The organism is Actinacidiphila yanglinensis (genome assembly GCF_900107965.1).
GTDB classification, from domain to species: domain Bacteria; phylum Actinomycetota; class Actinomycetes; order Streptomycetales; family Streptomycetaceae; genus Actinacidiphila; species Actinacidiphila yanglinensis.
This window is the reverse complement of record NZ_FNVU01000012.1, coordinates 15,963-28,613: the sequence shown is the minus strand read 5'-3', so window position 1 is coordinate 28,613 and position 12,651 is coordinate 15,963. Positions and strand designations below refer to the sequence as shown.

The 12,651-nt window shown below is 74.5% G+C and carries 11 protein-coding genes; 9 read left to right on the top strand and 2 right to left on the bottom strand.

Features of this window, described 5'->3' with window-relative positions; genetic code table 11:
• Nucleotides 1-54: 54 nt before the first annotated feature.
• Complete coding sequence (locus tag C4U44_RS25360; protein ID WP_235032339.1) at nucleotides 55-1,257, top strand: PP2C family protein-serine/threonine phosphatase; 1,203 nt, start codon at nucleotides 55-57, stop codon at nucleotides 1,255-1,257.
• A gap of 47 nt (nucleotides 1,258-1,304) precedes the next feature.
• Here the strand turns inward: C4U44_RS25360 and C4U44_RS25355 are convergent, their stop codons facing one another.
• Together C4U44_RS25355 and C4U44_RS25350 are read right to left on the bottom strand one after the other, a co-directional pair.
• Nucleotides 1,305-1,625 carry a hypothetical protein gene (locus C4U44_RS25355; protein WP_103888326.1) on the bottom strand — a complete coding sequence of 107 codons (321 nt, stop codon included), beginning with the start codon at nucleotides 1,623-1,625 and terminating at the stop codon, nucleotides 1,305-1,307.
• Nucleotides 1,626-1,696: 71 nt separating this feature from the next.
• Nucleotides 1,697-2,902 carry an MFS transporter gene (locus C4U44_RS25350; protein WP_103888325.1) on the bottom strand — a complete coding sequence of 402 codons (1,206 nt, stop codon included), beginning with the start codon at nucleotides 2,900-2,902 and terminating at the stop codon, nucleotides 1,697-1,699.
• Nucleotides 2,903-2,961: 59 nt separating this feature from the next.
• On the opposite strand from C4U44_RS25350, the gene C4U44_RS25345 reads away from it, so the two are divergent.
• From C4U44_RS25345 to C4U44_RS25310, 8 genes are all read left to right on the top strand, one after another.
• On the top strand, nucleotides 2,962-4,095 hold the full coding sequence (locus tag C4U44_RS25345; protein ID WP_103888324.1) for an ArsR/SmtB family transcription factor: 1,134 nt from the start codon (nucleotides 2,962-2,964) through the stop codon (nucleotides 4,093-4,095).
• A gap of 175 nt (nucleotides 4,096-4,270) precedes the next feature.
• On the top strand, nucleotides 4,271-5,419 hold the full coding sequence (locus tag C4U44_RS25340; protein WP_103888323.1) for a LacI family DNA-binding transcriptional regulator: 1,149 nt from the start codon (nucleotides 4,271-4,273) through the stop codon (nucleotides 5,417-5,419).
• Complete coding sequence (locus C4U44_RS25335) at nucleotides 5,416-6,381, top strand: carbohydrate ABC transporter permease (RefSeq protein WP_235032338.1); 966 nt, start codon at nucleotides 5,416-5,418, stop codon at nucleotides 6,379-6,381. Before C4U44_RS25340 ends, C4U44_RS25335 begins: the two co-directional genes overlap by 4 nt.
• Nucleotides 6,378-7,283, top strand: a complete 906-nt coding sequence (locus C4U44_RS25330) for a carbohydrate ABC transporter permease (protein WP_103888322.1) — start codon at nucleotides 6,378-6,380, stop codon at nucleotides 7,281-7,283. The genes C4U44_RS25335 and C4U44_RS25330 overlap by 4 nt, the downstream gene beginning before the upstream one ends.
• Nucleotides 7,283-8,608, top strand: coding sequence for an ABC transporter substrate-binding protein (locus C4U44_RS25325; RefSeq protein WP_103888321.1), 1,326 nt, complete (start codon nucleotides 7,283-7,285; stop codon nucleotides 8,606-8,608). The genes C4U44_RS25330 and C4U44_RS25325 overlap by 1 nt, the downstream gene beginning before the upstream one ends.
• Before the next feature lie 215 nt (nucleotides 8,609-8,823).
• A complete protein-coding gene (locus C4U44_RS25320; RefSeq protein WP_103888320.1) occupies nucleotides 8,824-9,972 on the top strand; it encodes an ADP-ribosylglycohydrolase family protein in 1,149 nt (382 codons plus the stop codon).
• Nucleotides 9,969-11,339: an ADP-ribosylglycohydrolase family protein gene (locus C4U44_RS25315; RefSeq protein ID WP_103888319.1), complete on the top strand. Its 1,371-nt coding sequence runs from the start codon at nucleotides 9,969-9,971 to the stop codon at nucleotides 11,337-11,339. The genes C4U44_RS25320 and C4U44_RS25315 overlap by 4 nt, the downstream gene beginning before the upstream one ends.
• A complete protein-coding gene (locus tag C4U44_RS25310; protein WP_103888318.1) occupies nucleotides 11,336-12,481 on the top strand; it encodes an ADP-ribosylglycohydrolase family protein in 1,146 nt (381 codons plus the stop codon). The genes C4U44_RS25315 and C4U44_RS25310 overlap by 4 nt, the downstream gene beginning before the upstream one ends.
• The last annotated feature ends 170 nt before the right edge of the window (nucleotides 12,482-12,651 follow it).

The window sequence follows — 12,651 nt, the reverse complement described above, 5'->3', positions numbered from 1 at the left end:
GTCCCTCCTCCTTCTTTTCGGCTTCCCTACTCTCGAACAGGCGGTAACCGACCGGTGGACAGATTCACGGCTGCGGAGCGCGAACTGCGCGGCGCCGCACCCCACGCACTTCTCGCGGCGGCCCGGGGCGCGCTCGTCACGTACTACGCGGCCGTCGACGTCGACCTGCTCATGGCCGACTACGCCCTGACCATACTGCAACCTGTGCGAGCGGCTCCGACCTCCACCGACCCGCTGCCGATCCACTCCAGCCCGGCCGGCCGCGCCTTCGGCGCCCAGCGCGTGCACACCGAGACCGACCGGCGCACCGGAGTGCTCACCGCGTACCTGCCGATCAGCGTGCGCGGCGACCGGGTCGGCGTGCTGTCGGTGCGGTTCCCCGAGGAGGCGTACGACCTGGCCGCCGAGCCGGAACTGGCCGAGCTGGCCGAGGTGCTGGGGCACGAGATCTTCGTCGCCGAGCGGGACACCGACCTGTACCGCCAGGCACGCCGGGCGGAGCGGCTCACCCTCGCCGCCGAGATGCAGTGGGAGCTGCTCCCCGCCCGCTCCTGCTCCCGGCCGGAGTACGACATCGGCGGCGGCCTGGAGCCGGCGTACGCCATCCACGGCGACAACTTCGACTGGACGGCGTCCGGGAACCACCTGACGCTCACCGTCACCAACGGCATGGGCGAGGGCGTCGAGGCGGCGCTGCTCACCAGCCTCGCGGTGCACGCGCTGCGCAACGCCCGGCGCGCCGACCTGTCCCTTGCCGACCAGGCGTTCCTCGGCGACCAGGCCGTGTACGGGCACTACTCCGGCCGGGCGCACCTCGCCGCGCTGCTGCTGCGGTTCGAACTGGCCACCGGGGAGGTCGAGGTCATCGACGCCGGCTCGCCCAAGGTGTGGCGGCTGCGCGCCCGGAAGGTCGAGCCGATCCCGCTGGAGGCCCAGCTCCCGCTCGGCATGTTCGAGGACACCGTCTACACCACGCAGCACCTGCGGCTGGAGAGCGGCGACCGGCTGCTCTTCGTCAGCGACGGCGTGTACGACGTGCTGTCGCCGGCCGGCGAGCGCTACAGCGACCGCGCGCTCGCCCGCGCGATCACCAGCACCCGGCTGCTGCCTCCCGCCCAGGTGCCCCGCGCCGTCCTGCGCGAGCTCACCACGCACCGCGGCTCCCCCGAACCCGAGGACGACGCGATGGTGGTCTGCCTCGACTGGCACGGACGCGAGCCGCACCAGTCACCCGAGGAGGTAGCAGACCGCCCCTGACGGCCTGCCGACCCGGGGGCGCGCCGGCCGCCCCCGCCCCGCTCGGGCTACCCCCGCGGATGCCGGCTCCGCCACCCGCCGCGCACCAGCGGCACGATCTCCGCCACGGTCACGGCACTCCACAGGCAGCCGACGCCCAGGACCACCACCGAACCGGCCCCGCCGCTGCCCGCCGCCAGCAGGAAGGCGGCGGCGATCCCCGCGAGCCGCAGCGCGAGCACCGCACGCAGGACCGGGGCCAGCGCCTCCGCGATGATCTCCGTGCCCGACACGCCGCGGCGGGAGAGCCGGACCAGGTGGACGAAAAAGACCCGGACGGCGAGGTCGCAGAGGAGCGCGACCCCGAAGAGGCCCCACAGGATCCACATCCCACCCACCCCCGTGTCGTGGCTTCTGCGATCGTCCTCCTCGCGCGGCAGCGGGGCCTGAGTACGGGTACTCAGGCCGCGGCATCCGCCGGGGCCGGGGCCGCCGCGGCGGACCGGGCGCCGCGGAACCGCAGGGACGGGGCGAGGCAGAGGGTGACGGCGACGGACGCGGCGGCCATCACGGACATCGCGGCGGCCGGGGACAGCCACTGGGCGACGCCCCCGGCGAGGGCGGCGCCCACCCCCTGCATGGTGAGCATCCCCGAGGAGTGCAGCCCCAGCGCGTGCCCGCCCAGTTCCTCGGGGGTGAGGTCCATCAGGCGCTCCTGGAGGAGCAGTCCGGCGGAGTAGCCGACCGAGGCGAGGACGACCGCGGCCAGCGCGAGCGGGAGCACGGGGTGGACGGCGAACACGAGGTAGGGCGCGGCCAGCAGCAACCGCAGTGGCGCGCCGAGCCGTTCCCGCACCCGGCGCGGCACGAAGCGGCCGGTGAGGGTGTCGCCCGCGAGCATCCCGAGGGCGGCGCAGGCGAAGAGCAGTCCGGCGTGGTCGGGTGCGTAGGGGACGTAGAGCGACTCGCAGCCGACGATCAGGCCGTTGGGGACCCACAGCGCGAGGTAGACCGCCCGGCGGGGCCGGGAGGACCAGAGCAGCGCGTTCGTCCGCAGGGTACGGCCGAGGGAGGCCCGGTCGGCGGCGCGCGGCGGGCGCGGGCCGAGGCCGTACCGGGCGACGGCCGCGGCGGCGAGGTAGAGGGCGGCGGACACCAGGAGGGTGCCGCGCGCGGAGAGCACGGCGACCAGCGCGCCGCCCGCGGCGAACCCGACGATCTGCAGGGCGCCGACGGACATGTTGAGCACCGAGCGGCCCAGCAGGTAACCGTCGCGGGGCAGGATCTCGTTGAGCAGCCCGTAGCGGACACCGCCGCCGAGCGAGCCGACCAGCCCCTCGGCGAGCAGGATCGCGAAGGCCGCCCCGACCGGCAGGCCCGGCACCGCCTGGGCGGCGGTGGCGACCGCGAAGACCAGGGCAAGCCCGGCCGTCGCCGCGCGCGGCGGCAACCGGTCCGCCGCCGACAGCAGCGTGGCCGCGCCGGCCACCTGGGCCAGGCAGGGGCCGAACATGGCGAGCGCGGCCAGCAGCGGGCTGCCGGTGCTGCCGTAGACCAGGATGCTGAGGGCCAGCCCGCTGACCGTCTGGGCGGCCACCTGTACCGAGGAGGTCGCGAAGAGCGGGGCGAACTCCGGGGTCGCGAAGAGCTGTCGGTAGGAGCGCATGACCGAAGCGTCGGGGCGGACCCGGGCCCGGGGTTAATCTTTCGCGGGGAGGAGAAACCATGGGCTGGTGGGAGGTCAGCGCGGACACCCTGGCGGGCAGCCGCTTCGTGGTGTCGCCGCTCGCCGAGACCACCGCCTGCCTGATCTCGCTGGCCGCCGAGAGCGCCGCACACCCGGTCGAGCGCGCCTGGCTGCACACCCATCTGCCCGCCTACCGCGCGCGGTTGGCCGCCGACCCGATCACCGCGCTGCTGGTGCGCGCCGCCCTGGGCCCGCGCTGGATCGCCGACTACCTCATTCCGGCACCGGGGGACGACGACGCCGGGGCGGACCGCGACGGGGGCGGGGCGGCCGGGGACGCCCTCTTCCGGCGCGAGCTGGCGCAGGTGCGCGAGGTCCCGGCCGCGCGCGTCCGTACGGACCTCGCGGTGACGCTGGACGGGCCGCTGCCCGGCGCGCTGGCCGACCGCACCGACCTGGCCGGCCGGAGCGCCGACCTGCTGGAGTGGCTCTGGCGGGAGGCGGTACGCCCGGACTGGGCGCGCAGGCGGCGCGTCATCGAGGCCGACATGGTGGCGCGCACCGGGCAGTTGGGCCGGGGCGGCTGGGCCGCGGCCGTCGCCGACATGCGGCCCGGCATGCGCTGGCTCGGCGGGAACCGGCTGCAGATCAACGCGTACGACCGGCCGCCGCGCGAACTGTCCGGCGCGCGGATGGTGTTCGTGCCGGTCACCCAGGCACGCGGCTGGGTCAGCTGGAACCTGCCCGGCGGCCAGGTGCCGGGCCCGGAGGCGAACGAGGACACGGATCAGCCGGACCAGCCCGACCAGTCGGATCAGCCTGATCAGGACGCGCTCAGCGAGCGGGGCCACCACCCCGCGCCCGGCGGCCGTGCCTGCTACGCCGTGGTGTACCCGTGCTCCGGCGCCCTGCTCGACACAGGTGTGCGGTCCGCGCCCGAAGCGCTGGGCGCGCTGCTCGGGCCGGTCCGGGCGGCGGTGCTGACGCTGCTGGACAGCCCGAAGAGCACCACCCAGCTCGTCGCCCTCACCGGCCAGGGGCTCGGCTCGGTGGGCCGCCACCTGAAGATCCTGCTCGCCGCGCGGCTGGTCGAACGCCGCCGCGCGGGGCGGTCGGTGCTCTACTACCGCACCCCCGCGGGCGAGACGCTGATCCGCGCGCAGCGTAGGTGACGGTCAGTCGGCCGCGTGACAGCGCCTCCCTCATGCGTGTGATTCAGACCACATCTCATTGACGATCAACGAAACATCCGCGCAACATGTCGGAAACCACTCCCCGAGAGGGGCTTGTCAGGAGCGAACTGTAAACGTTTACAGTTCGGTTGCCGGTTCAGCAGAAAGGACGATCATGACGACTTCGGCCGCCGGACCGCCGACCGTCGAGACCATCGCCGCCAGGGCCGGGGTCTCGATCGCGTCGGTGTCGAGGGTGCTGAACGGGCACGGCGCCCGCCCCAACACGGTCCGGCGGGTCGAACAGGCCGCCGCGGAACTCGGCTACGTGCCCAACGGCGTGGCCAGGTCACTCAAGGGCGGCCGCACCCGGCAGCTCACCTTCGCGATGCCCGACGTGGGGAACCCCGTCTACGTCTCGATGGTCCGCCAGATACAGGCGACCGCGAAGCCGCTGGGCTACCGTCTGCTGCTGCACTCCACCGACGCCGTCGCCGAGGACGAGCTGGACGTCGTGCGCAGCCTGGCCGACCGCACCAGCGACGGGCTGATCCTGGTGCCGATCCGGGTGACCGGCGAGCACCTGGACGTCATGGCCGCCGCGGCGCGGCCGGTGGTGGTGATCGGGTCGCTGCCCGACGAGGCACCGGTGGACAGCGTGCGCGCCGACTCGGTGTCCGGCACGCTGCTCGCGATGCGGCACCTGCTGGCGAGCGGGCGGCGCCGGACCGCCTTCATCAACGGCCCGGCGGACACCGTGCCGGGACGCAACCGCAGCCTCGGCTACCGCACCGCGCTGGCCGAGGCCGGCCTGGAGCACGACCCGGCGCTCACCGTCACCACCGAGTTCGACATCAGCGCGGGCGCCGCGGCGATGCACCGGCTGCTGGACGCCGCCCCCGGCATCGACAGCGTCTTCTGCGCCAACGACCAGCTCGCGCTGGGCGCGGTGCACGCCGCCCACGACCGGGGCCTGCGGATACCCGAGGATCTGGCGGTGGCGGGCATGGACAACAGCGAGCTGGCCCGGGCCAGCCACCCCGCGCTGACCAGCGTGGACCTCGGCTCGGCCGAACGCGGCCGGATCGCCGCCGAGATGCTGCTGTCCCGGCTGGACGGCGAGGACCACGACGTGCGGTGCGAGACCGTCGCGGCCCGGCTGGTCGTACGCGGCTCCACTGCGTACGACCAGCCGGACTACGACCACGACCGCGACCGCGCTTCCGATCCCCGGGCCCATCCCGATCCCGATCCGGGGCGCCGTCGCGGCGCCGGCTCAGGAACTACCGCCACGTCCGCATCCGCATCGGTGAGTGCGTCGTGAGCGCCGGGGCGACGCTGCGGCTGCGGCGCGGCACCGGGCGGGGCGCGGGCACTCCCCCGCCGCGTTCGACCGCCGCGCGGCGCAAGGTGCTCGGTCTGGACAAGGACGGCTGGTTCCTGCTGCTGCCGGCGCTGATCCCGGTGCTGGTGCTGAGCGTGGGCCCGCTGCTGTACGGGATCGCGCTCGCCTTCACCGACGCCCAGTCCGGCGTCACCCACGCCACGTCCTTCAACGGCATCGCCAACTTCAAGGACCTCAGGCTCGACTCGCTGTTCTGGCAGTCGTTCCGGATCGGCCTGCTGTGGGCGGTGTGCGTCACCGTGCTCCAGTTCCTGATGTCGCTGGGCCTGGCGCTGCTGCTCAACCAGAACCTGCGGCTGCGCTGGCTGGCCCGGACGCTGGCCCTGGTGCCCTGGGCGATGCCCGAGGTGGTGGTCGGCATCATGTGGCGGCTGGTCTACAACCCGGACGCCGGCATCCTCAACAACACGCTGCACCACCTGCATCTGACCGACGGCACCACCGACTGGCTGTCGAGCCTGTCGCTCGCGCTGCCCGCGGTGATCGTGGTGGGCGTGTGGGCGGGCATGCCGCAGACCACCGTGGTGCTGCTGGCCGGCCTGCAGAACGTCCCGCTGGAACTGCACGAGGCCGCGAGCCTGGACGGCGCCGGGCTGTGGCGCCGGTTCACCACCGTGACCTGGCCGACCCTCAAGCCGGTGGTGCTGTCCATCACCGCGCTGAACTTCATCTGGAACTTCAACTCCTTCGGCCTGGTCTACGTGCTGACCAGTGGCGGACCCGGCGGCAAGACCGAGCTGCCGATGCTCTTCGCCTATGACGAGGCCTTCCGCTACGGCCAGTTCGGCTACGCGGCGGCCATGGGCCTGGTGATGGTCGCGGTGATCGCCGTGCTGCTGGCCGTGTTCCTGCGCAACCGCCTGAAGGAGGACGAGTCATGAGCGCGACCGACGCGGCCGGCGTGACCGCCGCACCCGCTCCCCCGGCGTCCGCGGGCGCCGGACGTCGCAAGGCCCGCCGCCGGGCCGGGCGCGCGGGGCAGTACCTCGCGCTGCTCTGCTACGTGGTCTTCCTCGCCTTCCCGCTGCTGTGGCTGGTGTCGACCGCCTTCAAGTCCCCGCAGGAACTCGGCTCGGTGCACCCGACCTGGCTGCCCAAGCACCCGACGCTGGACAACTTCCGCACCGCGTTCGACGAGCAGCCGCTGCTGCACGCGGCCCTCAACAGCCTGATGGTGGCCGGGATCTCCGCGGTCGTGTCGGTGGCGATCGCGGTGCCCGCGGCGTACGTGATGGTGCGCTTCCGGTCGCTGGTCAGCCGGGCCGGCACCGGCTGGATCCTGGTCAGCCAGATGTTCCCGCTGGTGCTGATCATCATCCCGCTGTTCATGGTGCTGAAGAACCTGCACCTGGTCGACTCCCGGCTCGGCCTCGGCCTGGTCTACGTGGTGTGGACGCTGCCGTTCGCTCTGTGGATGCTCCAGGGCTACGTCAAGGCGGTGCCGGTCTCGCTGGAGGAGGCCGCCGCGATCGACGGGTGCAGCCGCGCCCGCACGCTGCGCAGCGTGGTGCTGCCGCTGCTGACCCCGGGCCTGGTGGCCACGCTGATGTTCTCCTTCGTCACCGCGTGGAACGAGTTCTTCTTCGGCCTGGTCCTGCTCAAGTCCCCGGAGAAGCAGACGATGTCCGTGATCCTGACCCACTTCCTGGGCGCCGAGGGCGCCGCGGACCTCGGCCCGCTCGCCGCCGCGTCGGTGCTGGCCACCCTGCCCAGCCTGCTGTTCTTCGCGCTGCTGCAGCGCCGCCTGGTCGGCGGCATGATGACCGGGGCGGTGAAGGGCTGATGCGCCGCCGTACCTTTCTGACCGGCGCCGCGGCCACCGCCGCGGTGGCCGGCTCCGGGTCGCTGCTGTCGGCCTGCGGCTCCTCCGCCGGCTCGGGCGTGCCGCGGCTGGACTTCCTGTCGCTGGCCTGGCAGACGGAGTCGGTGAAGGCGAACAAGGCCCTGGTCGCGCAGTGGAACCAGCGACACCCCGAGGTGCAGGTCCGCTACGTCCAGGGCAGCTGGGACGACGTCCACGACCAGTTGCTGACCTCCTTCGAGGGCGGGGCCGCGCCGGACATCATCCACGACGAGGGGATCGACCTCACCGACTTCGGGTTCGGCGGCTACCTCGCCGACCTGACGGACCTGCTGCCCGCCGGCCTGAAGAGCCGCATCCCGCAGGCCACCTGGGACACCGCGCGGTTCAACGGCGGGGTGTACGGCGTGCCGTTCCTCCAGGAGCCGCGGGTGCTGATCGCCAACCGGACGCTGCTGGTCAAGGCGGGCGTACGGCTGCCGGACGACACGCACCCGTGGACCTGGCAGGAGTTCGAGGACATCTGCCGGGAGCTGTCCCACCACGGCGGCGGCTCCGCCGAGCGGTACGGCACGGCCTGGCCGATGAGTTCGCCGGTGTCCGTGACGCTGAACCTGTCGCTGACCACCGGCGGCCGCATCCTCTACAAGGACGAGGGCAGCGGCCACACCGAGGTGCGGTTCGGCACCGCCGACTCGGCCTTCGCCGAGATGGTCCGCCGGCAGGTGAGGACCGACCGGTCCGCGCCGTCCAGCGCGCTGGCGCTCGGCGGCGGCGACGTCCTGCCCGGCTTCTTCGCCGGGCGGTACGCCATGCTGCCGCTGGACTTCTCCTACCGGCAGCAGATCCAGCAGCAGGCTCCCAAGAACTTCGACTGGGTCACCCTGCCGCTGCCGGTCGGCACGCACGCGCCCGACGGCGGGCGGGCCCAGGGGGTCAGCCCGCAGACCCTGTCGGTGGCGAAGTCCTGCAAGCACCAGCAGGCAGCGGTGGAGTTCATCGACTTCATGACGCAGACCCCGCACCTGGTGCAGCTCGCGCAGGGCGACTGGATGCCGCCGACCGGCACCGCCGCGCTCCGCGACCCGTCGCTGACCACCACCAAGCTCGGGTGGAGCACCGGCATGGCGCTGGCCAGCCATCTGACCGCGTCACCCGCGCTCGGCTCGCGCGGGTACCCCGAGTGGTCGGACAAGATCGCCACGCCGGCGCTCCAGCAGTACTACAGCGGCGCGATAGGGCTCGACTCGCTGCGCGGAAAGCTGGTCCGCGACGGCAACCGGGTCTTCGAGCGCTACCGGGAATGACGCCGCGGGGCGCGCCCGTACGCCGGGCGCGCCCCTCCGGCCCCCGCCCCACGACCCGTATCCGCTCCCTCTCCGGATCCGTATCCACACCCGAGGAGTCCGCACACCGTGTTCCGCAGAGCGCTCCGGCCGCCGCGCCCGCCGCCCGGGGCCCGCATCCGCAGGGCACCCAACCCACGCTCCACGCAGCAGTACTCACCAGGAAATGGCACGGCATGAGCACAACTCCCGCCTCACCCAGCGCCTCTGACGCAAGCGGTCCCTCCGGTGCACCCACCGCACCGGGCGCCACCGGCACCGCCCTCGCCCCTCCACCGGGCGGCACCGGCCGCCCGCGTCCCGTCCCCGGCAGCTCCCGTGACCACGCGCGCGGCGCGCTCACCGGGCTGGCCGTCGGCGACGCCCTCGGGGCGCCGGCCGAGAACATGAAGCCGTCGCAGATCCGCCGGCGCTGGGGCCGTATCGAGGACTTCGTCAGCGAGGACCCGGCGGGCACCGACGACACCGAGTACGCCATCCTCTCCGGGCTGCTGCTCGCCCGCTACGGCGCCGCGCTCACCACCGGCGACGTCGAGGCGGCCTGGCACGTGTGGATCGCCGACCGCGACGAAGGGGCGTTCCGCGGCGCCGGGTTCAGCGAGCGCGGCACCCTGGAGAACCTGCGCCGAGGCCTGGCCTCACCCATCACCGCCCAGCACCGGCACGCGTGGAGCGACGGTCTGGCGATGCGCGCGGCGCCCTACGGCGTGTTCGCCGCGGGCCGCCCCGCCGAGGCCGCCCGGCTGGTGGCGATCGACGGGACCGTCAGCCATGAGGGCGAGGGGATCTACGGCGGCCAGGCGGTCGCGGCCGGAGTGGCCGCGGCGATGACCGGCGGGGACTGCACCGCCGTGATCACCGCCGCGCTGTCCGTGGTGCCCGAGGACTCCTGGACCGCCCGCTCGCTGCGGCGCGCGGTGACCGTGGCCCGCCGGGTGCGGCTCGACCCGACGCTGAGCGTGCTGGACCGCGAGCGCGCGCTGCGCTCGGCCGTCGTCATCGGCGGCTACCCCTGGACCGACCTCGCACCCGAGGCGGTCGGCCTCGCCTTCGGCGCGTTCGCCCTGGCCGGCGGCGACTTCACCGGCTCAGTGCTCACCGCGGTCAACATGGGCCGCGACGCCGACACCACCGCCGCCGTCGCGGGCGCGCTCGCCGGCACCCTCGGCGGCCTGGGCGCGATCCCCGCGCGCTGGTCGGACGCGATCAAGCCGGTCACCGGAAGCTGCCTGCCGTCGATGGCGGGCTACCACGTCCGCGACATCGCCGACCTGCTCGCCCCCGAGGAGCCGGTCGCCGGCGCGGCCCACCAGGTGGCGTCATGACCCCCCGTACCGGGCAGGAGGCGGTCCCCGCGCAGGCCCCGCACGGCGCGCAGGCCCTGACACAGGCACAGGCGCAGACCCGGACGCAGGCGCGGACGCCCTCGGACTGCGTGGCGCGCGACCGCGTCGAAGGGCTGCTGCTCGGCCTCGCCGCGGGCGACGCCGCCGGCTGGCCGGCGGCGCGGCACCGGGCCGCGCGAATGCCGGAGTGGACCCGGCGACTGACCCGCGAGCTGGACACCTTCGCCGAGCAGAACGCGACCACCACCCTGCCGGTGCCGATCGCGCTGAACCAGCCGCCCGAGCCGCTGCGGCTGGGGCCGTCGGACGACGCCGAATGGGCGGCGTTCACCGCCGAGTCGGTGCTGTCCGCGCGCGGTGCGCAGCTGAGCGACCTGAGCCGTGACCGCCGGGTGCGGGCCGCGGTGGACCTGGCCTGGATGTCGCTGGCCGCGGAGATCTCCACCGCGGCGGCCCGGGCGTCGGAGGTGGAGTCCGCGGTGATCCCGCTGCGCGCCCGCATCTCCGTGCGCGCCGGGCTCGGCAACCTGGCGACGGGGCTGCGCCCGCCCGCCACCGGTCACGACAACCCGCACTTCTTCGACGACGCCGCCTGCGGGCGCGCCTGCGTGCTGGCCGTGGTGCACCCGGGCGACCCGGCCGCCGCCGCCGACCTCGCGGAGTACGACGCCCGCTACACGCAGGACGAGGACGGGGTGCACGGCGCCCGGGCGATGGCCGCGGCGGTCTCGCTCGCGCTGGCCGGTGCTCCCGCGGCCGACTGCGTCCGGGCCGCGCTGCGCGAGTTGCCGGCCGGCTCGGAGATCTCCCGCAACGCCGAGCACGCGGTCGCGCTTGCCAGGGCCGCGCGCGCCGCCGAACCCGGCGGCCACGCCCAGGCGTTCGGCCTGGTCCCGCTGCTGGAGCACCAGATCGTGGACCACGTCTACAGCTACGGCATCGCCGCCGCGGAGACGGTGCCGGTGGCGCTCGCCCTGGTACTGGCCGCCGACGGCGCGGTCGAGGAGGCGGTGCCGTCCGCGGCCTGCCTGTCCCGGGTGGCGGACTCCGCGCCCGCCCTGGCCGGCGCGCTCGCCGGCGCCCTGGCCGGCGCCGCGAAGCTGCCCGCCTCGTGGCGGGAGACCTGCCGGACGCTGGCCGGTTGCGCGCTGCCGCGGCTGGCCGGAACCGACCTCGTGGACCTCGCCGGGCGCCTGGCCGGGGTCGAACCCGACGCCGATCCGTACGCCCCGCCCGCCGCCGCGCGGGGCGCCTCCCCCGCCGTCCCGCCCACCCCGCCCACCCCGGCGCCTCTGGCACCGACCGCCCCCGCCACGCCCGTCACGGAAGGACCCGGAAGCAAATGAAACTCACGCTGGAGGACCGCATCACCGGCTGCCTCGTCGGTGCCGCTGTCGGCGACGCCCTCGGCGGCCCGGTCGAGGGCTGGACGCCCGAGCAGATCACCGAGCGGCACGGCGGCCGGGTGCGCGGCATCGTCGGCCCGTTCCACGAGGAGTGGCGCACCGCGCGCCCGATCGCGCCCTACCACAAGGGTGACGGGCACGTCACCGACGACACCCTCATGACGCACGCGCTGGTGCGGGTCTACACCACGGTCCGCGACCACCTCGACGCGTACAGCGTGGCCGACCACCTCGTGCCCGACCTGATCGGCACACCCCGGTGGATTCCGGAACTGGAGGCCGAGGCACTTCCACTCCAGCGGATCTTCCTGGCCGAGAAGTGGATCGTGGCGCGGCTGCACTACGGCCACGTCGACCCGCGCGAGGCGGGCGTCGGCAACATCGTCAACTGCGGTGCCGCGATGTACATGGCGCCGGTCGGCGTGGTCAACGCCGGGAACCCCGCGGCCGCCTACGCCGAGGCGCTGGAGGTGGCCGCGCCGCACCAGTCCTCCTACGGGCGGGAGGCCGCCGGGGTGTTCGCCGCCGCGGTCGCCGCGGCGTTCACGCCGGGCGCGACGGCCACCTCCGTGGTCGAGGCGGCGCTGGCGCTCGCCAAGGACGGCACCCGCGCCGCGATCGAGGCGGTGTGCGAGCGCGCCACCGGCTTCGACGACTGGGAGGAGGCGCTGGTGCCGCTGCGCGAGGCAGTCGCCCCGTTCGACACGGTCGGGCCCCGCTACCGCGAGCCGTCGCTCGGCGCGCGGCGTCCGTCCCGGCTGCACTCCATCGAGGAACTGCCGGTCTCACTGGGCATGTTGCTGGTGGCGGGCGGCTCGTTCGAGCCGGCCGTCCTCGGATCGGTGAACTACGGGCGGGACTGCGACTCGATCGCCACGATGAGCGGCGCCATCGCCGGCGCGCTCGGCGGCACCGGCGCGGTGCCCGCCGGCTGGAGCGACGAGGTGGCGCGTGCCAGCCGCCTCGACCTGCACACGCCGGCCGCCGAACTCGCCGCCGTCACCCGTGAGGTGTTCGGCCGCGACACCGCCCGCCGCCGCGCCCACGAAGCCGCGTTCACCGCGCTGGCGGACGTCCGATGAGTGGCCGCTCCGCGGAGGGTCCGCCGCCCGTCCCGCACCCGGGCGCCGCGCCCGCCGGTGCATCCGGGCCCTCCGCCCGACCGGCACCGGGTACCGGCCCCGCCCACCGGGACAGCAACACCCGCCCTGCGGAGGGAGGTTCCGCAGCGGGCGGGCCGCGCCCCGGGTCG